At 66.9% G+C, this 23,523-nt stretch carries 21 protein-coding genes; 12 read left to right on the top strand and 9 right to left on the bottom strand.

Going from position 1 to position 23,523, the window contains the following annotated elements; translation table 11 throughout:
• Nucleotides 1-44 precede the first annotated feature (44 nt).
• The 3 genes from IN820_RS12345 (at nt 45) to IN820_RS12335 (ending at nt 3,320) form a co-directional block, all read left to right on the top strand.
• Nucleotides 45-1,217 (top strand): zinc-dependent alcohol dehydrogenase, encoded by a 1,173-nt coding sequence (locus IN820_RS12345; RefSeq protein WP_193681266.1) that lies wholly within the window; start codon nt 45-47, stop codon nt 1,215-1,217.
• A 264-nt stretch (nt 1,218-1,481) separates the two neighbouring features.
• The gene (locus IN820_RS12340) at nt 1,482-2,000 is read left to right on the top strand and encodes a transcriptional regulator (RefSeq protein WP_193681265.1); all 519 of its coding nucleotides are present in this window, start codon (nt 1,482-1,484) and stop codon (nt 1,998-2,000) included.
• Between the two features lie 387 nt (nt 2,001-2,387).
• Complete coding sequence (locus tag IN820_RS12335) at nt 2,388-3,320, top strand: AEC family transporter (RefSeq protein ID WP_193681264.1); 933 nt, start codon at nt 2,388-2,390, stop codon at nt 3,318-3,320.
• Between the two features lie 119 nt (nt 3,321-3,439).
• On the opposite strand, the gene IN820_RS12330 is transcribed toward IN820_RS12335, so the two are convergent.
• Nucleotides 3,440-4,387, bottom strand: a complete 948-nt coding sequence (locus IN820_RS12330) for a methyltransferase (protein ID WP_193681263.1) — start codon at nt 4,385-4,387, stop codon at nt 3,440-3,442.
• 24 nt (nt 4,388-4,411) lie between these two features.
• On the bottom strand, nt 4,412-5,821 hold the full coding sequence (locus tag IN820_RS12325) for an iron-containing redox enzyme family protein (protein ID WP_193681262.1): 1,410 nt from the start codon (nt 5,819-5,821) through the stop codon (nt 4,412-4,414).
• Nucleotides 5,822-6,016: 195 nt separating this feature from the next.
• Here IN820_RS12325 and IN820_RS12320 point away from each other — a divergent pair, with 195 nt between their 5' ends.
• A complete protein-coding gene (locus tag IN820_RS12320) occupies nt 6,017-6,241 on the top strand; it encodes a hypothetical protein (protein ID WP_193681261.1) in 225 nt (74 codons plus the stop codon).
• Nucleotides 6,242-6,273: 32 nt separating this feature from the next.
• Here the strand turns inward: IN820_RS12320 and IN820_RS12315 are convergent, their stop codons facing one another.
• From IN820_RS12315 to IN820_RS12300, 4 genes are all read right to left on the bottom strand, one after another.
• The gene (locus IN820_RS12315) at nt 6,274-7,446 is read right to left on the bottom strand and encodes a lactonase family protein (protein ID WP_193681260.1); all 1,173 of its coding nucleotides are present in this window, start codon (nt 7,444-7,446) and stop codon (nt 6,274-6,276) included.
• 86 nt (nt 7,447-7,532) lie between these two features.
• Nucleotides 7,533-7,766 carry a hypothetical protein gene (locus IN820_RS12310; RefSeq protein WP_193681298.1) on the bottom strand — a complete coding sequence of 78 codons (234 nt, stop codon included), beginning with the start codon at nt 7,764-7,766 and terminating at the stop codon, nt 7,533-7,535.
• The gene (locus IN820_RS12305) at nt 7,763-8,890 is read right to left on the bottom strand and encodes a PepSY-associated TM helix domain-containing protein (protein ID WP_193681259.1); all 1,128 of its coding nucleotides are present in this window, start codon (nt 8,888-8,890) and stop codon (nt 7,763-7,765) included. Before IN820_RS12305 ends, IN820_RS12310 begins: the two co-directional genes overlap by 4 nt.
• A complete protein-coding gene (locus IN820_RS12300; RefSeq protein WP_193681258.1) occupies nt 8,890-11,175 on the bottom strand; it encodes a TonB-dependent receptor in 2,286 nt (761 codons plus the stop codon). The genes IN820_RS12305 and IN820_RS12300 overlap by 1 nt, the downstream gene beginning before the upstream one ends.
• Before the next feature lie 409 nt (nt 11,176-11,584).
• Here IN820_RS12300 and IN820_RS12295 point away from each other — a divergent pair, with 409 nt between their 5' ends.
• The 3 genes from IN820_RS12295 (at nt 11,585) to IN820_RS12285 (ending at nt 13,724) form a co-directional block, all read left to right on the top strand.
• A complete protein-coding gene (locus IN820_RS12295; protein ID WP_193681257.1) occupies nt 11,585-12,049 on the top strand; it encodes a YybH family protein in 465 nt (154 codons plus the stop codon).
• A gap of 78 nt (nt 12,050-12,127) precedes the next feature.
• Entirely contained in the window at nt 12,128-12,484 is a 357-nt protein-coding gene (locus tag IN820_RS12290; RefSeq protein WP_193681256.1) for a YciI family protein, read from the top strand.
• 1 nt (nt 12,485) lies between these two features.
• Nucleotides 12,486-13,724 (top strand): RNA polymerase sigma factor, encoded by a 1,239-nt coding sequence (locus IN820_RS12285; protein WP_193681255.1) that lies wholly within the window; start codon nt 12,486-12,488, stop codon nt 13,722-13,724.
• 229 nt (nt 13,725-13,953) lie between these two features.
• Here the strand turns inward: IN820_RS12285 and IN820_RS12280 are convergent, their stop codons facing one another.
• Together IN820_RS12280 and IN820_RS12275 are read right to left on the bottom strand one after the other, a co-directional pair.
• Nucleotides 13,954-15,297 carry a sigma-54-dependent transcriptional regulator gene (locus tag IN820_RS12280; protein WP_193681254.1) on the bottom strand — a complete coding sequence of 448 codons (1,344 nt, stop codon included), beginning with the start codon at nt 15,295-15,297 and terminating at the stop codon, nt 13,954-13,956.
• Between the two features lie 31 nt (nt 15,298-15,328).
• Nucleotides 15,329-17,083 carry a sensor histidine kinase gene (locus IN820_RS12275; RefSeq protein ID WP_313027596.1) on the bottom strand — a complete coding sequence of 585 codons (1,755 nt, stop codon included), beginning with the start codon at nt 17,081-17,083 and terminating at the stop codon, nt 15,329-15,331.
• A gap of 213 nt (nt 17,084-17,296) precedes the next feature.
• Here IN820_RS12275 and IN820_RS12270 point away from each other — a divergent pair, with 213 nt between their 5' ends.
• The 3 genes from IN820_RS12270 (at nt 17,297) to IN820_RS12260 (ending at nt 21,162) form a co-directional block, all read left to right on the top strand.
• Nucleotides 17,297-18,517, top strand: coding sequence for an HD-GYP domain-containing protein (locus IN820_RS12270; protein WP_193681252.1), 1,221 nt, complete (start codon nt 17,297-17,299; stop codon nt 18,515-18,517).
• 291 nt (nt 18,518-18,808) lie between these two features.
• Nucleotides 18,809-20,296, top strand: coding sequence for a SulP family inorganic anion transporter (locus IN820_RS12265; RefSeq protein WP_193681251.1), 1,488 nt, complete (start codon nt 18,809-18,811; stop codon nt 20,294-20,296).
• A gap of 14 nt (nt 20,297-20,310) precedes the next feature.
• Complete coding sequence (locus tag IN820_RS12260) at nt 20,311-21,162, top strand: universal stress protein (RefSeq protein WP_193681250.1); 852 nt, start codon at nt 20,311-20,313, stop codon at nt 21,160-21,162.
• Nucleotides 21,163-21,208: 46 nt separating this feature from the next.
• On the opposite strand, the gene cfaB is transcribed toward IN820_RS12260, so the two are convergent.
• A complete protein-coding gene (gene cfaB, locus IN820_RS12255) occupies nt 21,209-22,390 on the bottom strand; it encodes a C17 cyclopropane fatty acid synthase CfaB (RefSeq protein ID WP_193681249.1) in 1,182 nt (393 codons plus the stop codon).
• A gap of 148 nt (nt 22,391-22,538) precedes the next feature.
• Between cfaB and IN820_RS12250 the strand changes: the two genes are divergently transcribed.
• Entirely contained in the window at nt 22,539-22,913 is a 375-nt protein-coding gene (locus tag IN820_RS12250; RefSeq protein WP_193681248.1) for a DsrE family protein, read from the top strand.
• Complete coding sequence (locus IN820_RS12245; protein WP_193681247.1) at nt 22,910-23,374, top strand: glycine cleavage system protein H; 465 nt, start codon at nt 22,910-22,912, stop codon at nt 23,372-23,374. Before IN820_RS12250 ends, IN820_RS12245 begins: the two co-directional genes overlap by 4 nt.
• The last annotated feature ends 149 nt before the right edge of the window (nt 23,375-23,523 follow it).

Below are 23,523 nucleotides of genomic sequence, written 5' to 3'. Positions count from 1 at the left end.
AACCACCGGGCGGCGTTTCCGGACACCCGACTAGGAGATTTTCCATGAGAGCCCTCCGCTGGCACGGCAAGCACGATATCCGCTGCGACAACCACATCCCCGATCCGAGCATCGAAGACCCGCGCGACGCCATCGTCAAGGTCAGCTCCTGCGCCATCTGTGGCTCCGATCTGCACCTGTACGACGGCTTCATGCCCGGCATGCAGCACGGCGACATCATGGGCCACGAATTCATGGGCGAGGTGATGGAGGTCGGCTCGGCGAACAAGAAGCTCAAGGTCGGCGACCGCGTGGTGGTGCCCTTCACCATTGTCTGCGGCGAATGCGATCAGTGCCGGCGCGGCAACTTCTCCGTCTGCGAGCGCACCAACCGCAACAAGGACATCGCCGACAAGGTGTTCGGCCACACCACCGCCGGACTCTACGGCTATACCCACCTCACCGGCGGCTATGCCGGCGGCCAGGCCGAATTCGTCCGGGTGCCCTATGCCGACGTCGGCCCGGTGGTGATCCCCGAGGGGCTGACCGACGAGCAGGTGCTGTTTCTCGGCGACATCCTCCCCACCGGCTGGCAGGCCGCGGCGCAGTGCGACATCCAGCCCACCGACACCGTGGCGGTCTGGGGCGCAGGTCCCGTCGGCCAGTTCGCCGTGCGCAGTGCGGTGATGATGGGCGCCGAGCAGGTGATCTGCATCGACAACGTGCCCGAGCGGTTGTCCATGGCCCGCGCTGGCGGCGCCGTGACCATCGACTTCGACGACGAAAGCGTGCTCGAGCGCCTCGCCGAGCTGACCCAGGGCCGCGGCCCGGAAAAGTGCATCGATTCGGTGGGCATGGAGGCGCACGCGGCGCGCTCGCTCGATTCGCTGTACGACCGCGCCAAGCAGGCGCTGATGCTGGAAACCGACCGCCCGCACGTGCTGCGCGAGATGATCTACGTCTGCCGCCCGGCCGGGATCATTTCGATTCCCGGCGTCTACGGCGGGCTGATCGACAAGATCCCGTTCGGCGCGGCGATGAACAAGGGCCTGACCTTCCGCATGGGCCAGACCCACGTCAACCGCTGGACCGACGACCTGCTCCGGCGCATCCAGGAAGGCCAGATCGACCCCAGCTTCGTCATCACCCACAGCGTTGGGCTCGAACAGGGGCCGGAGATGTACAAGACCTTCCGTGACAAGCACGACGGCTGCATCAAGGTAGTTCTCAAACCCTGACCGACAGACCATGTGAAAACTACCGTGCTCGGTCATGCTGCGTTAAAACAGGCTCGTGCGCGAGTCCGAGCAAAATGCTCGTTTACCACTCGTAAACTCCGCTTTTTGCCTGTTTTGACTCGCTGCGCTCGCCCTTCGGGCCAGCCTTCGGCTGTTACTCCCGCTGGTCGTTGCGCCTTGCCTGACCTTCGCTCGCTACGTTTTCACAAGGCCTGCAAGTTGCCGTTTTCCGCTTTCGCGGAAGCGGCTGAACGAGGAGATTCCATGAGTATTCCACGTCAAGTCACCCGCCCCGACCATTCGGCCCGTTCGCTGGCCCGCGGGCTCGGCTGGTTCAGCGTCGGCCTGGGAGTAGCGCAGTTGCTGGCGCCGCGGCAGGTCGCGGGTTTCATCGGCATGCCGGGCAGCGAGGGCGCCGTGCGCGCCTGCGGCCTGCGCGAGATCGCCACCGGCGTCGGCCTGCTGCTGGCGGACGATCCCAAGCCCTGGGTCTATGGCCGCATCGGTGGCGATGCGCTGGACCTGGCCGGCCTCGGCTGGAGCATCGAGCACGGCCACGAGCCGGCCAATGCCGCCATCGCCGCGGGCGCGGTAGCCGGTATCACCCTGCTGGACCTGGGTTGCGCCAAGGGCCTGGATGCCGAACGGGTGCCGAGCACCGAATGGGACTACGGTGACCGCAGCGGTTTTCCCGAGGCGGCGCAGAACATGCGCGGCCGCGCCGAACCCGAGTTCGCCGCCGCACGCGCCGAGCCCAACGGCTATCCGCAGCAATTGCATTGAGCGTTTCTGCAGTCTTTCGGTGCGCGGAGTGCAACTTGCGGCAGGCGATATCCTTGCAGGGGCGTTCCATGCACCGGGCGGGGGCGGGCCGGCGACGGCGGTGCGCCCGAGCGTGCCTGGTTAAAGCCGTTGGGTTGAGCGCAGCGAAGCCCAACAACGCGAGGTGCCGGCCAATGCATTGCTCATGAGGGTGCATGTCGACGTGTGGCAGGCCCGCCTGTTGTTTGGCCCTGTGATTCGGGCTTCGCCGCGAAGCGGCTCAACCCGATTGAGGCTGTATCGAGCACGCCTCTCGATCGGCCGGGATTTTTTGTTAAGGTGGCCGGCCGTTCCGGTCGTATGCCCTTCATCGGGCTCAGCGACGATCACGCCTGCAGATGAGAGCCCATGTCCTCGGTCGTCAATGTCGTCCTGCCCGTCTTCGCCCTGATTTTTCTCGGTTATCTGTGCCGCCGCACGGGACGGATGGGGCCGACGGGCGCATCCGAGCTGAACCGTTTCGTCGTCTGGCTGGGGCTGCCGGCGCTGCTGTTCAACGTGGTCGCGACCTCGACCTGGGCGCAGCTCTGGCAGCCGGGCTTCATCACCGCCTTCGCCGTCGGCTGCCTCGGTGTGTTCGGCTTCGCGCTCGGCTATCGGATGCTGCAGAAGCAGCCGCTGGTCGATGCCAGCCTCGATGCGCTCGGCGCGTCCTACGCCAATACCGGCTATATCGGCATTCCACTGTGCATGCTGGTGCTGGGCGACGAGGCGCTGCAGCCGGCGATGGTGGCGTCGATCGTGGTGGTCTGCGTGCTGTTCGCCATCGCCCTGGCCTGCGTCGAGACCGGCCTGCACGCCGGGCAGGGCTTCGCCCGCACGCTGGGCAAGGTCAGCAGCGCGCTGCTGCGCAATCCACTGGTGGTGGCGCCCATGCTCGGCGGGGCCTGGGCGGCCAGTGGCGCGAGCCTGCCGGTGCCGCTGGCGACGCTGCTCAAACTGCTCGGCGCGGCCGCGGCGCCCTGTGCGCTGGTGTCACTGGGGCTGTTCCTCGCCCAGCCGCAGCCCGCCGGCAAGGTGCAGGGCGTGTGGCCGCTGGTGGGGCTGAAGCTGGTGGTGCAGCCGCTGATCACCTGGTACCTGGCGTTCGTGGTCTTCGAACTGCCGGCACTCTGGGCCTATTCCGCGCTGCTGCTCAGCGCGCTGCCGACCGGCACCGGGCCGTACATGCTCGCCGAGTTCTACGGCCGCGAGGGCTCGCGGGTGTCGCGGGTGGTGCTGTATTCGACGCTCGGTTCGCTGATCACCTTGTCGGTATGTCTCTACCTGTTGCCCATATGAAGGTCCTGGTACGCGTGGAAAACGCTTCGCGGTCTTCCACGGGGTGGCCATCCACCCTACGGCCTACCTGTTGCCCTGGCACGCGTGGATAAGCCTTCGGCGTTATCCACCCTACGGATTCAGGTGGGCGTGCGGGTGACTTCCAGCACCACGGCGGCGATGCGGTCGCAGCGGGTGTAGGCGCCGCCGAGCAGTTCCTCGCCGAACACGTCCGGGTCGATCTCGCGGTAGCGCCAGTGCAGGGTCGTCCGCTCCAGACGCTGGCGCACCTCGGCCAGGAAGGGGTCCTGGTTGTCGAGCATGGCGACTCCGGTATACAGCAGCAGCGTACCGCCGGGCGCCAGACGCTCGAGCGCGCTGTCGAGGATCGCCAGCGACAGGCCGGCGCCCAGCGGCCCGCCGCCGTGACGGTAGGCGCGCTGGTCGGGGTCGACCAGATAGGGCGGGTTGGCCAGGATCAGGTCGAAGTCGCCGCCGACCGCGCCGAACAGGTCGCTGTGCTCGGCGCGCAGGTTGTCGGCGCCGGCCAGCGCGGCGTTGATGCGCGCCAGGCGCAGCGCGGCGGGGTTGATGTCCAGCGCCAGCACCTCGGCGTGCGGCCGCGCCAGGGCCGTGAGGATCGCCCCCGCGCCGGAGCCGCAACCGATGTCCACCGCACGGCGTAGCTCGCCGGCATGGCGGTTCAGGTGGCACTGGATGGCGCTGGCGAAGCGGTAGGTGTCCGGGCCGAAGAACACCGCATCCGTCGCTTCGGTGGGAAAAGCCGAATGCAGGAACAGCTGGCCGTCCAGGCTCGACAGGCGCACCTTGCTGCGCCAGCGCGTGCCGCAGGGTTCGAGCACCTGGGCCTGGTCCATCAGGCTGAACAGCGGCGGCGGCAGTAGTTCGTGCTGGAACGGCCGGCTCCAGCCGAACACCCCGGGCAGGTCTTCGGCCAGGGCGTTCTCCGGGCGCTGGTTGACCCGCTCATGGGTCAGCGGCGTAGGCGTGATGAAGTGATAGCCGCGATCGCGTATGGCTTGCGCCAGATGCAGCAGCGCGCGGTCCTGCGCGGTTTCCAGGGTCATTCGTTGCGTCCTTGGCGTATGCCTTCAGTTGAACAGTCCGGTGAACAGTCGCGTGGCCAGCAGGCCGGCGGCGCTGTGGTGGCGCTGGGGCGCGAGCAGGGGCAGCAGCAGGCGCATGCGCGCCTCGCGCGTCGGCTGCCGCGCCACCTGCCGTTCGAGCAATTGCAGTTCTTCATCGAAATCGTTGTCGGCAGGGCGCTCGATGGGCGACGGGCTCGCCCGGCCATGCTGGCGGTGTGCGCCGAACGGCGCGCGGTGCGGGCTGCGCTTGCCGTCGGCCTGCCAGTCACCGGCGATCCAGGCGTGGATCAGTTGCTGTTCGTGCGCGCTGAAGACCCCGAACATGGGCGCCTGTTCCCCGGTGATCAGTTGCCAGAAGCGGCTTTCCCGTGGGTCATGGCCATGCTTGATCCAGCCGCGTTTCTCCAGCACGGCGAGGAACGACCCGACGCGCTCCGGCTCGCCCAGCCATTGGTTGACCGTGCGGCCCTCGAAGCGGCAATAGTCGGAGTGGATGAAGCGGCCGACGCCGGCCTTCCTCGCGAAAATGCGCAACACCTCGCGCTGCAGATCGAAATCGCCGATCACCGAGAGGGTGCTGGCGCCCAACTCGTTGAGGCGGTAGCCGGCACGCACCCGCCGGTAGAATTCGGCGCCGTCGGCGACCTGCGGCCAGGCCGCCAGCAACCCCTGGACGGCCTTCGTCGCATGGCCGCTGTCGGCATTGTCGACCGTGACGTGCAGGGTGAAGTAATAGGGGTCGATGCCCAACTCGGTCAGCTCGTAGGCGGTGATCAGCAGGTGCAGCGGCAATTGCTCGTAGCCCAGGTTGAAGCCGATCACTTCCGCCAGGAACTGCTCGGCATGTTCGGCCAGCGCCAGCTGGATCGCGCCCTGGACGAAGTGCGCGTCGTCCAGCGCCTGCCAGTCGTCGCAGCCCTGGCTGGCCAGCAGCTTGCGGTAGAGCACCACGTGGTTCTTTTCCGGCCGGCCCTCGCCGAGTTCCTCCAGGTAGGTCTGGATCAGCGCGGTGAAGCGCGGGTCGTCCCAACGCTGCAGCAGGCCATAGAGCCAGGCGCCATCGACCAGCTTGGTCGGCGCCACGCCGCGCAGGAAATGCAGCGCGTGGGCCTTGCTGGAGAAATAGCGGCGTGGCCCGCCGGTCCGCCGCTGCTCCAGATAGGCCTGGTACTGCCGGCCGACCTTGGCGGTGCGCTGTTCGAGCCAGTGCGGCAGGTCCCGTGGGTCCCCTGGCAGGTCGCACGGCAGCGCGGCGGCGGCTTCGAGCTGGCGTCGCAGGTAGTGCGCGGCGGTCGCCCGCGCCTCGTCGTCGGCCTCATGGGAGAGGGCGAAATACAGCTCCCGCGAGGGTTGCTTCGTTGTCTGCGGGAGGGTGGCGGGGATGATCGGCAGGCTTCGAGTCGTGAGTTGCATGGTCCTGGTCTGTGGCAGTTCTTGTGCAGTTTGGGCTGCGCCGCCCATGGAATAGTTCAGCCGCGCCGCCGAGCGGCCATTGGTCAGCGAAGACGCTTCCTTCCTGCAACTTCCCCGGGCTGGCTCCGCCCTAAACGAAAGGTCCCCGGATCGTCCCGGGGCATTACAACCACCGCAGATGGCGGAGGACCCGCGATGAGCCAGAACGAACAGGGCCGCGAGAGCATCGAGTCGATCGATCCGAGTGGCGATGCCCACGGGCAGGACCCGGAAACCACCTCGACCCATGGCGAGGTATCCGGTGGCGACGAGGCCGACGTACCCGGCGGCGCCTACAACGTGCCGCCGGGTATGGCCGAGGAGGTCAGCGACGAGGAGGCGCTGCACGAGCCGCAGCGCCCCGACAGCCCGGCGCAGTAATCTGGCCGGCGTTCCGAGACGGGCCGCTTGCGCTATCGGGACTCTGGCGCGCCCAGGAACTTGATATCCGACGGGCGGCCGATACGCAGCGTCTGCACGGTGTCGCCGAGCCGCCCGCTGGCCGGATCGCGGCGCATCACCACCAGGCTGTCGCTCAGCTGGTTGGCCACCAGCAGGAAGCGCCCGTCCGGGGCGATGGCCAGCTCCCGCGGCTCGCGTCCTTCGCTGGCGCGCCGCTGTATCTCGCGCAGACTGCCGTCCTCTTCCACGGCGAAGACGACGATCCGGTTGTGCTCGCCGCGGTCGCTGACGTAGAGAAAGCGCCCGTCGGCGGAGGGGTGGATGGCGCCCGGCGAATGGGCTTCGCTCGCTCCGGCTGCGGCGAGATCGACCAGTTGGCGTTGGGTGAGCCGGCCATCGACGTGGTCGAAGCGCGCCACCTGGGCGCTGAGTTCGAGGGTCAGGTAGGCCTGGCGGCCGTCGGGGCTGAATGCCAGATGCCGCGGCCCGCTGCCGGGTGGCAGCTCGACGCTGGCCGGTTCGGCCGGTTGCAGCGGCCGTTCGACATTGGCCGGGTCGTAGCGGTAGACGAATACCCGGTCGGCGCCCAGGTCGCTGACGAACAACTGGCGGCCATCGGGCGACGGCACCGCCGAATGCACGTGCGCGCCGCGCTGGCGCTCGGAGTGCACGCCGCTGGGTGGGTGCGCGGCGATCTGCGTCACCGGCTGCGGGCGCCCTTGCCCGTCGAGCGGGATCACCGCCAGGCTGCCGCCGGGATTCGCCCGCGAGCCGTAGTTGGCGACGAACAGGTAGCGGCCATCGGCGCTCAGGCTGGCATGGGTCGGCTCGTCGCCGAGCGTACTGGCCTGGCCCAGCGGCTGCGGTTCGCCGTCGTCGGCGATGGTGAAGGCGCTGACCCGGCCGACCGGGTCGGGATGTCCGGGGCCGTTCTCGTTGGTCGCGTAGAACCGACGACGCCGCTCGTCCAGCACCAGCCAGGAGGGATTGTGGCTGGCGACGGTCTGCAGCGGCTGCAACTGGCCGCGTTCGGCATCGAAGCGCAGGCGATGGATGCCCGGGCTGTCGCTGTCATGGGTGTAGCTGCCGATCAGGACGTGGGGCATGGGGGCTGCGACTCCCGTGATGCTGAAGGCCAGGGTCGCGGCGAGCGCCATGCGGTGTAGCAGGCTGCGTTGGCGCATGCGGAGCTCCGCGACGGTCGTGCAGACTATGACCACGCACGGCGCGTTGCGATCCGACCAGGCGGATCGGCAACGCCGCTGCGCGCTCAGCCGCGATCGGTGGTGTGCGGCGCGGAGGCGTCGAGCGGCTTGGCGGCGACACTGCGCTGCGGCCGTTTCACTGCCCGGCCGCGCGCCAGGCCATGGCAACCGATCGCCACCGGCACGCCGAGCGCGAACCAGCTCAGCCAGTCGCCCAGGCCTTCGGATACCAGTCCGGCGATCAGTCCGGCGGTCGACACCAGGGCGACGATGACCGGCCATACCCAGATGCGCATCATGCCCTGGGCTCCGCTGGGCCGCGCTTGAGCCAGAGGTACAGGCCGCTGCCCAGTACGACGATGGTGAGGATGTCCAGCAGCGCCCAGAGCACCTTCAGCGGCAGGCCCCCGTAGTCGCCGAAGTGCAGCGGCTCGGACAACTGCAGGGCGGTGACGTACCAGGGGCGGGCGCTCGCCTCGAGCACTTCGCCGGACGTCGGGTCCACCAGCAGTGCCTGGGTCAGCCGCGAGGTCAGCGGCGTGTCGCCGCTGAGGATCACCGCCACGTGCTCGGGCGTTGCGCGCAGGGTGCCGGGGTAGGCGATCATTGCCACCGCCATGCCTGGCGCGGCCGCCAGTACGCGGTCGACCGCCGCCTGCAGCGAGCCGTCGACGGCCGGCGCCCCGGGGGCGTCGGCGCCGAGCAGCACCCGCGTCTCGCCGGCCTGCAACGCGCGCATCTGGTCGGCCTGCCAGCCCTTGAAGATCAGGTCGGCCCAGGTGTTGATCACCCCGGTGAAGCCCACCGCCAGCGCCCAGACCAGCGTAACGATGCCGAGCAGGTTGTGCAGGTCCAGCCAGCGCGTGCGCGGTGCCCGTTCGCGGCGCACCTCGGCGAAGCCCAGCTTGCGCATGAAGGGCGCATAGAGCACCACGCCGGAGACGATCGCCACCATCAGCAAGAGGCCCATGGCACCGAGGAACAGCTTGCCGGGCAGCCCCGCATAAAGGTCCACGTGCAGGCGGTACATCACGCTCATAAAGCCTTCGTCGAAGTTCGGCGCGCCCACCACTTCGGCGGTGCGGGCGTCGGACATGATCAAGAGCGACTGGCTTTCATCGGTATCGACGCGGGTGTCGAGCTTGACGTACCAGAGGTCCGGTGCGTCCTCCTCGGCGAAGAAGTACAGCGGCACCAGCCCCGGGTAGGCACGTACCGCCTCGGCGGCGACCTGGTCGACCGAGACGCGCGGGGTGCCGGCCGGCATCGGCGGCGCCTCGATCTCGGCGCCGGTCAGGTGGTCGATCTCGTGGGAGAAGATCAGTGGCAGACCGGTCAGGCACAGCAGCAGGATGAACAGCGTGCAGACGAGGCTGGACCACTTATGAATCCAGCCCCATCGGCGCAGAACGACTGCCCGCATCAGAAGTCGACCGTGGCGCTGAGCGAGAGGGTGCGGGGGGCGCCGAGGACGAGGTAACCGGCATCCGGGTAGCCGCCGACCGAGGCCCAGTAGTCGCGCCCGGTGACGTTTTCCAGATTGGCGCGCAGGGTTACGTCACGGTCGTCCACGACCATGCGGTAGCGGGCACCCAGATCAAAACGGGTCCAGGAAGGTACTTCCAGGTCATTCTCGGCGTCCGCGTATTGCTTGCCGGTGTACAGGGCACGCGCTGTCAGGGTCAGGTTCTGTACAGCAGGTACATCCCACTCCGTGCCGACGTTGGCTTGAGTGCGTGGCACGCCGATGGCACGATTGCCATCGTTGATGCCGGCACGGGTCTTGGTAAGTTCGGCATCCAGCAGCGTGAGACCACCCAGAACACGTACCCCATAGACCGGTTCGCCGAACAGGCTCAATTCAATGCCGCGGTTACGCTGCTCGCCGTTTTCGGCGTAGACGCCACTGTCGGCATCGGCAGCGACGTCATACTCGAAGGTCGCGAACGGCCGTTTGGTCGTAAAGACAGCGAGGCTACCGCCAAGGTTGCCTTGGTCGTACTTCAAGCCGATTTCGGTCTGCTTGGAGACATAGGGCGATAGTGCCTGACCGAAGTTGTCGACTGTCCTGGTGCGACCATCGACGAAGATCGTGGAAGGTGCGATGTCACCTTTGACCAACCCTTCGATGTAGTTGGCATAGAGCGAGAGTTCGTCGGTCAGCTTGTAGACCACACCTGCCACAGGAGTGGTTTCGTAGCGGTTGTAGGACGAAGAGCGATCACCTGTGTCGTAATCGTAGCCCTTGGATTCGATGCCCTGACGGCGCACTCCGAGCGTGATCAGCAGACGATCATCGAGGAAGCCGAGGGTGTCGGCGATGGCCAGGCTCTGGGTGTGGGTGCGTGCCGTGATCTTAGGATCGGACATTGAGCCGGCTGTCATGTTGGGGTCAGGGCTGATGGCCGGCATGGCGACGTCACTGGGGGAGTAGAGATCACCCACGAACGGCGCGTACCAGTCGCTGGCAGCCCATGCGTTGCGATCCTTCACGTCGAACATCGACGCCGATATCACCCACCCATGGGATACCGAACCCGTCTGACCACGTGCGCGCAAACCGACTTCGCTGGTGGCTACCTGTTCTTCGCGTACGTTGTCGAAACGGTAGGCAGTCGTCGTGCCCGCTCCGGTGTAGGTCGGGTTGGCCAGTCGGTTCTTCTCCTCCCCTTCTCGCACACCAGCTGCCAGCCAGCCGGTGACCGAGTCCGAGAAATCGTATTCGGCGCGGAAGGTGCCGAAGGTCTGCTTCTCCTTCGAATAGGTCCAGGGCTGGGCGAAGTTGTCGTCCGCATCCGGCGCGCTGGGGATGCCGCCGCTGGGCGTCACGCTCGGGCGCGGGCTGTCGATGAAGTGGTACTGGTGGCCGATGTCGGCCGACAGGCGGAAGCGGTCGCCCTGGTAGTCCAGGCCCAGGGCGAACATATCCAGGGTGCGGTCTTCATCCTCGACGGTGGTCTCGCCGGCGCGTTTGGCTGCATTCAGGCGCACGCCGAAACGGTTGTCCTCGCCGAAGCGGCGGGCGATATCGGTCGCGACCATGCCGTGGCCGCCGTTTTCCGCGCCCATGGTCAGACGGGTGAGCGGCTCGTTGGGTGCGCGCTTGGGCAGAATATTGATTGCCCCGCCGATGCCGCTGCCGCCGGGTGCTGCGCCATTGAGGAAGGTATTGGCGCCGCGGAATACTTCCACGCGCTCGATGAATTCGGCGGCCACGTACTGGCGCGGCAGCAGGCCATAGAGGCCGTTGTAGGAAATGTCGTCGGAGTAGACCGGGAAGCCGCGCACCACGTACAGCTCCTGGAAGTTGCCGAAGCCGCGCGCCACGCGCACCGAGGGGTCGTTCTGCAGCACGTCGGAGACGCTGCGCGCCTGCTGGTCCTGGATCAGTTGCGAGGTGTAGGCCGTCGAGGTGAACGGCGTATCCATATAGTCCTGGTTGCCGAGGATGCCGACCCGGCCACCGCGCGCCACCTGTTCGCCGGCATAGGGCTCGGTCAGGCCGCCGGACGAGGCGTCGGCGCTGGCGACCACTTCGGTTTCCGGCAGTTCGAGCGGCTCGCTGGGTCGGCTGGTCTGCCCTTGCGAAGGCTGCGTGGTTGCAGATTGCTGCGCCATGGCCGGGGTACCGGCGAAGCTGGCGGCAAGGCAGACGGGCAGCAGGGCGGCGGCGGCACCTGTTTTACGAGGGAGGCGAAGGATGGTCATGGTGGGCCTGACTGGGCTGGTGGTCTTTGCGAGGAGGCATGCCGTCGGCAGGAGCCAGGCGGCATGGCGATCAGAGCCGGATAGGATAGCTCAATGATAATAATTCGCAACAATATTCAGATTCGAGGATGCCCGCTCGCGCCAAGTGCACCGGCGCCTGGACTCGTCCCGGCGCTTGATGGTTCCCACGCTCCAGCGTGGTAACCCTGGCGGTGGACGCTCTGCGTCCAGCGGCGCGGAGCGTCGTGGCTGGCGCTCCCACGCAGAGCATGGGAGCGATCGACTGCGTCCAGCGATAGCGACCACCGGCGGTGGCCGATCAAAAAATCCGGCTCGCCTGTCGATTCGCGTGCCTGCCGCTCGACCAGTCAATGAACCCATCGTTGAACCACGAGAACAGGAGATGGACATGACGCACGACATCCGCCAGGACGAAAACCGTATCCGCCAGCTCCACGAAGCGTTCGAACGCGACACCAAGGCCAAGGACCTGGACCGGATCATGGCCCAGTACGCCGACGACCTGGTCGCCTTCGACGCCGTCGGGGCGCTGCAATTCAAGGGGCTGGAGGAGTACCGCGCCCATTGGCAACGCTGTTTCGAGTTCTGCCAGGGCGAAGGCTTCCTCGAGACCCACGAGTTGCACGTGACGGTGGGCGGTGATCTGGCCTACAGCCGCATGCTCAACCATTGCGGCGGGCCCAACGCCGAGGGGCAGATGCAGACCGCCTGGATGCGCGGCAGCCGGGTCTGGGCCCGGCGCGACGGCGACTGGAAGGTGATCCACGAGCATTTCTCGATGCCCTTCGATATGGAAACCGGCCAGGTCTGCATGTCGCAGGAACCGTCGTCCGGCCAGCAACGGACGGGTTGAACGGTATTCGTCGCCCGTCGACGCGCGTCCGGCTGCCGGCTGCTAGCTTTTCTCCGTGACCGGCAGACGGAGAGCGTCATGAAATACCTGTGCCTGATCTATTACGACGAGCAGCGTGTCGACGAGATGAGCGACGAGCAATGGCAGGCGCTGGTCGCGCGCTGCCTGGCCTGTGGCGAAGCGCTGCGCGCCAGCGGCCACATGCTCGCCGGCGAGCCGCTGCAGGCGGTGCGCACCGCGCGCACGGTGAGGGTCCGCGACGGTGTCGCCACGGTGGTCGACGGGCCCTTCGCCGAGACCCGCGAGCAACTGGCCGGCTTCTACCTGATCGAGGCGGCCGACCAGGGCGAAGCCGAGGCCATCGCCGCGAAGATCCCGCCGGCGACGTTCGGCTGCGTCGAGGTGCGCCCGTTGCGCCAACTGCCGCAGCGCTGACATGCGCTGCAGCGGACAATCCGCGACGGCGGCGGTCGAGGCGGTCTACCGGGCCGAGTCGCGCCGGGTACTGGCGACCCTGATCCGTCTGCTGGGCGATTTCGATCGCGCCGAGGAGGCCCTGCATGACGCCTTCGCCGCGGCGCTGCAGCAGTGGCCGCGCGACGGCGTGCCGGGCAACCCGCGCGCCTGGCTGGTCTCCGCCGGGCGCTTCAAGGCCATCGATGCCCTGCGCCGGCGCGCGCGGTTCGATGCCTCGCTGCGGCTGCTGGCCGAGCAGCTGGAGGGCGAGGCGCATGAAGCGGAGCTCGATGAGGTGGAAGACGATCGTCTGCGGCTGATCTTCACCTGCTGCCATCCGGCGCTGCCGGCCGATGCGCGCGTGGCCCTGACCCTGCGCGAAGTCTGCGACCTGACCACCGAGGAGATCGCGCGGGCCTTCCTCGCCGCGCCCGCCACCATCGCCCAGCGTATCGTCCGTGCCAAGGCGCGGATCCGCGATGCGCGGATTCCCTATCGCGTGCCGGAGCGCGAGGAGCTGCCGGCGCGGCTCGACAGCGTGCTGCGGGTGATCTATCTGGTGTTCAACGAGGGCTATTCGGCCTCCGCGGGGGCGTCGCTGACCCGTGCCGATCTGTGCACCGAGGCCATTCGCCTCGGCCGGCTATTGCTGGAGTTGCTGCCCGACGCCGAGGTGATGGGCCTGTTGGCGCTGATGCTGCTGCACGACGCGCGCCGCGCCACGCGTACCGATGCGGCCGGAGAACTGGTGCGGCTGGACGAGCAGGACCGCAGCGCCTGGGATCGGCAACTGATAGCCGAGGGCTCTTTGTTGGTGCGCCGCGCCCTGGCCAGCCGCGATCTCGGACCCTATGCCCTGCAGGCGGCGATCGTCGCCGTGCATGCCGAGGCGCCGAGCGCGGTGCAGACCGACTGGGCGCAGATCGTCCGGCTCTACGACGTGCTGCTGGGCCTGAGCCCGTCGCCGGTGGTGGAACTGAACCGCGCGGTGGCCGTGGCGATGCGCGACGGCCCGGCGGCCGGCCTGCAACTGGTGGACGAGCTGCTGGCGCGCGGCGAGCTGCGCGACTACCACCTGAGCCATGCCGCCCGCGCCGACCTGCTGCGGCGGCTGGCGCGCATCGACGAGGCCCGCGAAGCCTACCGAGCGGCCCTGCGCCTGGCGCGGCTGGAGCCGGAGCGGCGCTTTCTGCAGCAGCGGCTGGATGAGTTGTCGTAGCTGCGCAAGATGGTTTTTCTCGAGATCGATGGTCCCCACGCTTCTGCGTGGGAACCTTGGCAGCGGACGCTCGGCGTCCAGCGACGCGGAGCGTACGCTTCTTGTAGGCGCCAGCTTGCTGGCGATCCGTGCCAGCCCGGCGGCTGGCTGATGATCGACCGACCTCCTCGCCAGCAAGGTTAGGCGCCCCCGCTGCTCCTACAGGTCGGTGCGGGCCTGCGGTCGGCGGTCAGCTGTCCGGACTACCCGCCGGCAGGTAGTCGCTGCGGCTCAGGCCGTGGCGCTGCATCTTCTCGTTGAGGGTGCGGCGCGGCAGTTGCAGCAGGGTCATGACTTCGGCGATGTTGCCTTTGCAGTGCTGCAGGGCGTTGTGCAGGCATTGCGCCTCGAAGGCCTCCATCTGTTCGGCCAGCGACTGGCCGCCACTGCTGGCCGGTGCCGGGGTGCTGAGGCCAAGGGCATGGCGTTCGGCGGCGTTGATCAGTTCGCGGACGTTGCCCGGCCAGTCGTGGGCGAGCAGTTGCGTCAGCTCGCCGGGCGTCATCGGTGGCGCCTCGCGACCGTGGCGCTGGGCGGCCTGGCGGGCGAAGTGCTCGAACAGCAGCGGAATGTCCTCGCGGCGTTCGCGCAACGGCGGGATGTGCAGCTCGGCGACGTTCAGCCGGTACAGCAGGTCTTCGCGGAAACGCCCGCCGCGCACTTCTTCGAGCAGGTCCGGCTTGGCCGCGCTGATCACCCGCAGGTCGACCTCGATGCTGCGGTTGGAACCGAGGCGTTCCAGGGTCCTTTCCTGCAATACGCGCAACAGCTTGACCTGCTGCGCCAGCGGCATGCTCTCGATCTCGTCGAGAAACAGCGTGCCACCGGCGGCGTGCTCGATACGGCCGATGCGTTTGCCCTGGGCACCGGTGAAGGCGCCGCTCTCGTGGCCGAACAGCTCGCTCTCGAAGATGGTTTCCGGAATCGCCGCGCAGTTCAGCGCGACGAAGGGGCCGCCGGCGCGCGGGCTGAAGTCGTGCAGGCAACGCGCGACCTGCTCCTTGCCGCTGCCGGTCTCGCCGCGAATCAACACGTTGACGTCGGTGCCGGCCAGTTCCAGTACCTGCCGGCGCAGATTGTCCATGGCCCGCGAGACGCCGAGCAACTGCGATTCGATGCGGCCCTTGCGGGCGAACTGCTCGCGCAGTTGGCGGTTCTCGCAGACCAGCCGGCGCTTGTCCATGGCACGGCGGACGCTGTCCAGCAGGCGCTCGGGGGTGAAAGGTTTCTCGATGAAGTCGTAGGCGCCCTGGCGCAGCGCCTGCACCGCCATGGGTACGTCGCCGTGGCCGGTGACCATGATCACCGGCAGGTCGGCATCCAGCTCCACCAGTTGTTCCAGCAGGCCGAGGCCGTCGAGATCGGGCATGCGCACGTCGCTGATCAGCACGCCGGGGAAGTTGCGGTCGAGCGCCGCCAGCGCTTCGCGGGCGCGGGCGAAGGTGCGCACCGCGAAGCCGGACAGCTCCAGCCATTGCTGCACCGCCTGGCGGATCGCCGCCTCGTCGTCGATGAAGATTACCTGCCCGCTCATTGCCTGCTCCTCGCGGTCGCGTCGCGGCAGTTTACTCGGCGGCGCTCGCTTCGGCAGCCGGAAGCGTGAGGGTGAATACTGCGCCCTGGTGGTCGTTGCGAACCTCCAGCGTTCCGCCGAAGTCACGCACGATGCCGTAGGACACCGCCAGCCCGAGCCCCAGCCCCTGACCCACCGGCTTGGTGGTGAAGAAGGGTTCGAACACCTGCTCCAGATGCTCGCCGGCGATGCCGCCGCCATTGTCGGCGATGCTGAGCTGCCAATTGTCGCCGACCCGTTGGCAGAGGATGCGCAGGTGCCGCTGCGGCCGTTCGGCCATGGCATCCAGGGCGTTGTGCAGCAGATTGATCAGCACCTGCTCGAGGCGAATGGCATCGCCGCTGACCCCGGCATCGGCCGGCACCTGGCGGAATATCTCGACCTGCTCGCTGCGAATGCGCGGCGCCAGCAGTTGCAACGCCTGCTCCAGTACCTCGCCCAGGCCCAGGCGCTGGCGCAGCCCGGCCGGGCTCTTGCGGGCGAAGGTCTTCAGGTGGCCGGTCAGCGCGGCCATGCGTTCGAGCAGCCCTTCCACATGGCCCAGGCCCTCGCGGACCTCGGCCTCGCGGCCGTTGTCGAGCAGCAGGCGCAAACTGGCCAGTTGCATGCGCAATGCGGTCAGCGGCTGGTTGATCTCATGGGCGAGGGCGGCGGACATCTGCCCCAGCGCGGCCATGCGCGCGGCGTGCACCAGCTCGTCCTGGGCGGTGCGCAGTTCGCGGGTGCGCTCGTGTACCAGCCGCTCCAGCTCGATGCGGCTGCGCTGCTCGACGCGGCGGGTCTTGCGCCGCTGGGCCAGGTAGAGCAGCAGGAAAGCCAGGGTCATCCATACGCCAGCGGCGGCCAGGCGATAGCTGCGCACGCTGGTGGCCACCGACTGCGGCTCCTGCAGCAGGTGCAGGGTCCAGTTCTCTTCTGGCAACTTCAGGCTCTGCCAGAGATAGTCGCGGCGGCCGTCGGGGCCGTCCACCTGGCGCCGCTCGCTGCCTTCGGCGAGCGCTTGCAGGCGCATGCTCTGCAGTGGTTGCAGGGTCTGCTCGGCATAGCGGCGGGCGGTTACCAGACGGCTGCGTACCTCGTCGCTGAGCGGGCGCAGATAGCGGAAGCGCCAGGCGGGGCGGTTGGTGAGGATGACGATGTCCAGCGAGTCGGCAATCAGCAGGATGCCCGATTGGCCGACCCAGCCGCGCTGCATGTCCTCCAGTTCGAGCTTGACCACCAGCACGCCGAGCACTTCGCCGGCAGCATTTTTCACCGAGCTGGAGAGGAAGTAGCCGGGGATGCCGGTGGTCACCCCGACGGCGAAGTAGCGGCCGCTGTCGCTGTTCAGCGCGTCGCGAAAGTATGGGCGGAAGGCGTAGTTGTAGCCGACGAAGCTGCTCCAGTCGCGCCAGTTGCTGGCGGCGATGGTTTCGCCTTCGGGGTCGAGCAGGTAGAGCACCGAGGAGCCGGCCGCCTGGTTCTGCTGTTCCAGGCGCTGGTTGAGGCGCCTGCGCAGCTGTTGATTGGCGGGATCGGCGAGCAGCGCCTGGATGTCGCTGTCCAGCGCCAGCAGCGCCGGCACCGAGCGGAAGCGTTCGACCTGGGTATGGATCGCCTGGGCATAGAGTTCCAGCTGCCCGCGCGCTTCCTGGCCACGCTCGGCCCAGGCGCGTTCCTCGGCCAGGCGCCCGGCCCAGTACACGCTGAGCAGCAGGCCGACGAGAATCAGCGCAACGATCAGGATGACGCGCAGACGGCTGGACATTGTGGCCAAGGGTGCTCGCGAGAAGACGCGCCGATGGTAAGCGAAAGCCAGTGGCTGTGTGGCGCTGATCGGCAAGCATTATCGCAACTAAAATCTTGTTTAGAGCGTATAGGGGCATGGTGCCATCATCGATATACTGTGGGGCGTTAGAGATCAGCTCGAGCAGGGATCGCTTGTACGGTCGGCCACGCCGCCCCACCAGTTGAGGTTCCCTTGCTCAGGAAAATTCTCGTCAGCCAGCTCCGCTTCGGAATGTACGTACATGCACTCGAGGGGAGCTGGTTCGATCATCCGTTCTGGCGCAGAAAGTTCCTGCTGAGCGACCCGGTCGATCTGCAGAACTTGCGCAGCAGCGGGATCAAGGCCGTATGGATCGATGTGGAGAAAGGGCTGGATCAGGATATCGTGGCCGCAACCGCTTCGCCTGCCGAGCCGGGTCAGGCGCTGTCAACGGCGCTGGTGGAGCAGCCCACCGCGCCTGGCGCGCGGCCGCAGCTGTGCAGTGTCAGGGAGGAGCTGCAGCGCGCAACGCTGTTGCTCAAACGCTCCAGGCAGCAGGTGACCTCGCTGTTCAACGAGGCCCGTCTCGGCAAGGCGGTCGATCCACAACAGTGCCTGCCGCTGGTGGAGCAGATTTCCGCGTCCCTGGCGCGCAACGGCTCGGCGCTGCTGAGCCTGGCGCGGCTGAAGACCAAGGACGAATACACCTACATGCATTCGGTGGCGGTCTGTGCGCTGATGGTGGCGCTGGCCCGGCAGCTGGGTATGGGCGAGGACGAGGTGCAGGAAGCGGGAATGGCCGGGCTGCTGCACGACATCGGCAAGATGGCCATGCCGCTGGACGTGCTGAACAAGCCCGGCAAGCTGAGCGACGACGAATACGCGATCATGCGCAGCCATCCCGAGCGCGGGCATGCCATGCTGCTCGCCGCCGAAACGGCCGTATCCGAGGCGGTACTGGACGTGTGCCTGCATCACCATGAAAAGGTCGACGGCACTGGTTACCCGCACGGGCTGGCGGGCGAGCAGATCGGCCAACTGGCGCGGATGGGCGCCATCTGCGATGTCTATGACGCGATCACCTCGGATCGTCCGTACAAAAGCGCCTGGGATGCCTCGGGCTCGCTGGCGCGCATGGCGCAGTGGCAAGGGCACTTCGATACCAAGCTGCTGTATGCCTTCGTGCGCACGGTGGGCATCTATCCGCTGGGATCGTTGGTGCGTCTGCAGTCGGGCCGGCTCGGCGTGGTCATCGAGCACAACGCCCAGCAACTGACGGCTCCACGGCTGAAGCTGTTCTACTCCACCCGCTCGCGCACCGCGATTCCACTGATAGAGCTCGACCTGTCCAATCCGCAGTGCAGCGACCGCATCGTTGGTCGGGAAGACCCGGCGGCCTGGGGCTTCACGCACCTCGATGAGCTGTGGACATAGATCGGCGGTCGTAAGAGCGGCGCGTTGCGGCTAGAATGTCGCCCCCGAATCGTTTCGCCCGGCGAGTCACACAGACGAGAGCCCGCACCGCCCATGACCTGGCTGCCTAGTCCGCCATAGCGCGCCGCCCCCCGCGTCACCTTGCGACTGCCTGTCATGGAGGCGGTCGTATGCCGCTGTCCATGCGTTTCTGCCGGCAGACAGCTGATCCATTCAAACCAAGAACTGGCCTTGTATCGCTGCCGATCACTTCGTGATTAGCATGCCGGTGCTTTTGCTCTGGATATACCGATGCTGCATACCCTCAAACAGAACTGGCTTTCCAACGTCCGTGGCGACCTGCTTTCCGGACTCGTCGTCGCGCTGGCGCTGATTCCCGAGGCGATCGCCTTCTCCATCATCGCCGGCGTCGACCCGCGGGTCGGCCTGTATGCGTCCTTCTGCATCGCCGTGGTGATCGCCTTCGTCGGCGGGCGCCCGGGGATGATCTCGGCCGCGACCGGGGCGATGGCGCTGCTGATGGTGACGCTGGTGCGCGAGCACGGCCTGCAGTACCTGCTGGGGGCAACGCTGTTGTGCGGCCTGTTGCAGATCGCTGCCGGCTATCTAAGGCTCGGCTCGCTGATGCGCTTCGTCTCGCGCTCGGTGGTCACCGGTTTCGTCAACGCCCTGGCGATCCTGATCTTCATGGCGCAGCTGCCGGAACTGACCAACGTCACCTGGCACGTCTACGCCATGACCGCGGCGGGTCTGGGGATCATCTACCTGTTCCCCTACGTGCCGAAGATCGGCCGGGTGATTCCTTCGCCACTGGTGTGCATCCTCTCGATGACGGCGGTCGCCATTTACTTCGGCCTGGATATCCGCACGGTCGGCGACATGGGTGAGTTGCCCGACACGTTGCCCATCTTTCTCTGGCCACAGGTCCCGCTGACCTTCGAAACCCTGGTGATCATCTTCCCTTACGCCGCCGCGCTGGCCGTGGTTGGGCTGCTGGAGTCGCTGATGACCGCAACCATCGTCGACGAGCTGACCGACACTGGCAGCGACAAGAACCGCGAGTGCAAGGGCCAGGGCGTCGCCAACATCGCATCCGGCCTGTTCGGCGGCATGGCCGGCTGCGCGATGATCGGCCAATCGGTGATCAACGTGAAATCCGGTGGCCGCACGCGCCTGTCGACGCTGGTCGCCGGCGTGGTGCTGTTGCTGCTGGTGGTGTTCCTCAGCGACTGGGTCAGCCGGATTCCCATGGCTGCGCTGGTGGCGGTGATGATCATGGTGTCCATCGGCACCTTCAGCTGGGACTCGCTGCGCAACCTCAAGCGCTACCCGCTCTCGACCAACATCGTCATGATGGTTACCGTGGTGGTCGTGGTATTCACCCACAACCTGGCCTACGGTGTGCTCGCCGGTGTGCTGCTGGCGGCGCTGTTCTTCGCCAACAAGGTGGGTCACTACCTGGCCATCGATTCGGAGCTGGACGCCGTCGGCAGCCAGCGAACCTACAGGGTGGCGGGCCAGGTGTTCTTCAGCTCCTCGGACAAGTTCACCGCCGCGTTCGACTTCAAGGAGGCGCTGGGCAAGGTGACCATCGATCTGTCCCGCGCGCATTTCTGGGACATCACCGCGGTCTCTGCGCTGGACAAAGTGGTGCTCAAGTTTCGCCGTGAGGGCACCGAAATCCAGGTGTTGGGTCTGAATGAGGCCAGCGCGACCATCGTCGACCGCTTCGGTGTGCATGACAAACCCGATGCGATCGACAAGCTCATGAGCCACTGACCAGGAGAGCGACCATGACCCACGTATTGGCTTGTATCGATGGCTCGGCGCAGGCGGCGGCGGTCTGCGACTGCGCGGCCTGGGCCAGTCGGCGCCTGGGCGCGCCGCTGACGCTGCTGCATGTGCTGGACCAGCAACAGTATCCGGTGTCGGGCGATCTCAGCGGCATCATCGGCCTGGGCAGCCGGGAATTTCTCCTGCAGGAGCTGGCGACGCTGGACGAGCGACGCGCCAAACTGGCGCTGGAAGAAGGCCGGATGTTGCTGGATTCGGCGCGGCAGCGAGCGATCGTGGCCGGCGTCGCGCAGCCGGAGTGCCGGCAGCGGCATGGCGATCTGGTCGAGACGCTGCATGAACTGCAGGACGAGACCCGCCTGCTGGTGATCGGCCGGCAGGGCGAGGACAGCGGCGACGCCATCCAGCACATCGGCAGCCAGCTCGAGAGCGTGGTCCGCGCCCTGCACCGGCCGATCCTCGTCACCCCTGGCCGTTTCGCCGCACCGCAGAGCCTGATGCTGGCTTTCGACGGCAGTGCCACCAGCCGCAAGGGTGTCGAGCTGCTGACTGGCAGCCCGTTATTCAGGGATATGCCGATCCATCTGGTAATGGTCGGCAGCGAGACCGGGGACGCTCAGGCCCAGCTCGAAGCCGCGCGCGACAGGTTGAGCGCCAGCGGTTTCGAGGTGCACATCGCGGTCCGCAACGGGGACGTGGAGCCGACACTGCATGGCTATCAGGCCGAGCACGGCATCGATCTGCTGGTGATGGGCGCCTACGGCCATTCGCGCATTCGCCAGTTCTTCGTCGGCAGTACCACTACCAGCATGATCCGCACCACCAGCACGCCGCTACTGTTGCTGCGCTGAACGATCGGGCCCCGTAGCGCACTCGCCGGCGCGGGGCCCGCCGGGTTCAGCCATACAGGTCGGCGCGGGTCCAGGGCAGCTCGTGGGAACCGTCCGGCAGCGGTTTGCTGGCGAGGACCTGGTGCAGGTCGATCCAGTCGCGGCGGAAGCCATAGGCGCAGCCGGCCAGGTACACCCGCCAGATTCGCAAGGCGCGCTCGGGAACCAACTGCCGGGCCTGCTCCAGATGCGCCTCCAGGCGTTCGCTCCACAGCTGCAACGTGCGGGCGTAGTGCAGGCGCAGGCTTTCCACGTCGACGATTTCCAACCCCGACTCGCTGATGCAGGCGCTGATCTTCACCAGATGCGGTAGCTCGCCGTGGGGGAATACGTAGCGGTCGATGAACTCGCCCGCCCCATGGCCGACCGGCCGGCCATCCAGATGCCGCGAGGTGATGCCGTGGTTGAGCACCAGTCCGCCCGGGCGCACCACGCCGAACAGCTGCTGGCAGTACAGCGGCAGGTTGGCATGGCCGACATGTTCGAACATGCCGACGCTCACCACCTTGTCGAAGCGGCCGTCCTGCGGCAGGTCGCGGTAATCCATCAGCTCCAGCCGCACCTGGTCCTGCAGCCCCTCGGCGACCACGCGCTCGCGGCCCAGCGCCAGCTGCTCGCGGCTGAGGGTGATGCCGAACACCTCGGCGCCGAATTCGCGTGCGGCAAAACGCGCCAGCCCGCCCCAGCCGCAGCCGACATCGAGCAACCGGTCGCCTGGCTTGAGCCGCAGCTTGCGGCAGATCAGGCGCAGCTTGGCCTGCTGCGCCTGATCGAGGGCCTCATGGCCGGTTTCGAAGTAGGCGCAGGAATAGACCATGTCCTGGTCCAGCCAGAGTCGGTAGAAGTCGTTGGACAGGTCGTAGTGGTAGGAGATCGCCTCGGCATCGGTGGCCTTGTCATGCGCTTCGCGCGCGGGCGGGGGGAAATTGTCCTCGCCCAGCGCGCGACTCATCTCGTCACCGATGCGGATGACCTCTTCGAGAGGCCCCAGCAGGTCGATCCGCCCTTCGACGTAGGCTGCGCCGAGCAGATCCAGGCTGGGGTGCGCCAGCTGGGTTATCAGGTTGGGGTCCTTGATGACTAGCGTGACATGGGGGGAGGGCCCGATGTCGATTTCATTGCCATCCCACAAACGCAGTTTCAGCGGCAAGGCAAGTTCTTTAAGGGCCGGTAGCAATGTCGCCAACATGCTCGATCTCCTTTCAATTCATCGTAGGAATCCTAGACCATGAATTTGAAAACTGTAGGCTATTGTATTGATAGTTTCCTCCTATGAGTAAATGGCATCGCCTGGGCGCCAACGTAGCGGCGATCCATGATTTTCACGGAGAATCCACGTGACAGAACCAACCCCACAGCGCGTGCTGATCCTGGTGGTCAGCGGCCCCAGCACGCCGGCGCGCTGCGCGGCACCCTTTCATATCGCCACGTTGCTGGCCTGCATGGATGCCGAAGTGACCCTCTACCTCACCGGCGAAGGCACGCAACTGGCGCGCCGCGAAGTGGCCGAGTCACTCCGCGCAGTGGAAAACGGCGAGCCGCTGCTGCATTTCATCCGCAATGCCAGACAGGCCGGTGCGCGCCTGCTGATGTGCCGCCAACCCGGCGTGAACCTCGACGCCGACATGCTGATCGCCGAGCTGGACGATATTTCCAGCGGTGGCGAGCTGGCGCAGATGATCCTCGAATACGAACGAGTCCTGACCCTATGATCCTGCACGGCCTGGAGTTCCCCGACGCGCTGCGCTACGCGCCGGAGCACAGCCTGTGGTTGCGCGAGGAGCACGACGGCAGCGTCACCCTTGGGCTGACCGCCTACGGCTGTGCGCTATACGGGCAGATCTTCGCCTTCACGCCCAAGCGCGTCGGTACGCGCATCGAGCGCGAGCGCAGTTTCGGCGTGGTGGAATTCGCCAAGGCCGCCGCCTCGGCGCGCAGCCCGCTCGCCGGAGAGCTGCTGGCAGTGAACGAGGTGCTGCTCGAGCAGCCGGCCCTGATCAATCGCGATTGCTACGGCGAAGGCTGGATGGTGCGCCTGCAGCCGGAAGACTGGAGTGCGGCGCGCGACGAATTCCCGCGGGGCGAAGCGGCCCTGGCGGCGATCGCCGAGCGCATGCGGCTGGACAATTTCGATCCGGCGAACGCCCATGTACAGGCGTTGCAGTGGAAGTGAGCGGGGTTGGCGGGAGGTTGTGGGCGTCGAACTCGTTTTTGTCTGCCCCTGGTTGGCCTACGTTGGCCCAAGCGGGTCATTCTGCCGGCCTTCGCGTCCATCGTTCTGGTGCCGGCATTCCTGAACAGTGATTTCGACACTTGCCATTC

Origin of the sequence: Pseudomonas lopnurensis (genome assembly GCF_015070855.1) — a bacterium.
GTDB lineage: Bacteria > Pseudomonadota > Gammaproteobacteria > Pseudomonadales > Pseudomonadaceae > Stutzerimonas > Stutzerimonas lopnurensis.
The sequence above is the reverse complement of the archived record's forward strand: the minus strand, read 5'-3'. Positions and strand labels throughout refer to the sequence as shown.

What these genes read in the sequence shown, in the direction of transcription:
- IN820_RS12295 (WP_193681257.1), top strand. Translation starts at nt 11,585, where the DNA reads ATGACGCACGACATCCGCCAGGACGAAAACCGTATCCGCCAGCTCCAC.
- IN820_RS12330 (WP_193681263.1), bottom strand. Translation starts at nt 4,387, where the DNA reads ATGACCCTGGAAACCGCGCAGGACCGCGCGCTGCTGCATCTGGCGCAA.
- IN820_RS12245 (WP_193681247.1), top strand. Translation starts at nt 22,910, where the DNA reads ATGATCCTGCACGGCCTGGAGTTCCCCGACGCGCTGCGCTACGCGCCG.
- IN820_RS12275 (WP_313027596.1), bottom strand. Translation starts at nt 17,083, where the DNA reads ATGTCCAGCCGTCTGCGCGTCATCCTGATCGTTGCGCTGATTCTCGTC.
- IN820_RS12315 (WP_193681260.1), bottom strand. Translation starts at nt 7,446, where the DNA reads ATGCGCCAACGCAGCCTGCTACACCGCATGGCGCTCGCCGCGACCCTG.
- IN820_RS12320 (WP_193681261.1), top strand. Translation starts at nt 6,017, where the DNA reads ATGAGCCAGAACGAACAGGGCCGCGAGAGCATCGAGTCGATCGATCCG.
- IN820_RS12335 (WP_193681264.1), top strand. Translation starts at nt 2,388, where the DNA reads ATGTCCTCGGTCGTCAATGTCGTCCTGCCCGTCTTCGCCCTGATTTTT.
- IN820_RS12325 (WP_193681262.1), bottom strand. Translation starts at nt 5,821, where the DNA reads ATGCAACTCACGACTCGAAGCCTGCCGATCATCCCCGCCACCCTCCCG.
- cfaB (WP_193681249.1), bottom strand. Translation starts at nt 22,390, where the DNA reads ATGTTGGCGACATTGCTACCGGCCCTTAAAGAACTTGCCTTGCCGCTG.
- IN820_RS12345 (WP_193681266.1), top strand. Translation starts at nt 45, where the DNA reads ATGAGAGCCCTCCGCTGGCACGGCAAGCACGATATCCGCTGCGACAAC.
- IN820_RS12285 (WP_193681255.1), top strand. Translation starts at nt 12,486, where the DNA reads ATGCGCTGCAGCGGACAATCCGCGACGGCGGCGGTCGAGGCGGTCTAC.
- IN820_RS12305 (WP_193681259.1), bottom strand. Translation starts at nt 8,890, where the DNA reads ATGCGGGCAGTCGTTCTGCGCCGATGGGGCTGGATTCATAAGTGGTCC.
- IN820_RS12265 (WP_193681251.1), top strand. Translation starts at nt 18,809, where the DNA reads ATGCTGCATACCCTCAAACAGAACTGGCTTTCCAACGTCCGTGGCGAC.
- IN820_RS12260 (WP_193681250.1), top strand. Translation starts at nt 20,311, where the DNA reads ATGACCCACGTATTGGCTTGTATCGATGGCTCGGCGCAGGCGGCGGCG.
- IN820_RS12340 (WP_193681265.1), top strand. Translation starts at nt 1,482, where the DNA reads ATGAGTATTCCACGTCAAGTCACCCGCCCCGACCATTCGGCCCGTTCG.
- IN820_RS12310 (WP_193681298.1), bottom strand. Translation starts at nt 7,766, where the DNA reads ATGATGCGCATCTGGGTATGGCCGGTCATCGTCGCCCTGGTGTCGACC.
- IN820_RS12300 (WP_193681258.1), bottom strand. Translation starts at nt 11,175, where the DNA reads ATGACCATCCTTCGCCTCCCTCGTAAAACAGGTGCCGCCGCCGCCCTG.
- IN820_RS12280 (WP_193681254.1), bottom strand. Translation starts at nt 15,297, where the DNA reads ATGAGCGGGCAGGTAATCTTCATCGACGACGAGGCGGCGATCCGCCAG.
- IN820_RS12290 (WP_193681256.1), top strand. Translation starts at nt 12,128, where the DNA reads ATGAAATACCTGTGCCTGATCTATTACGACGAGCAGCGTGTCGACGAG.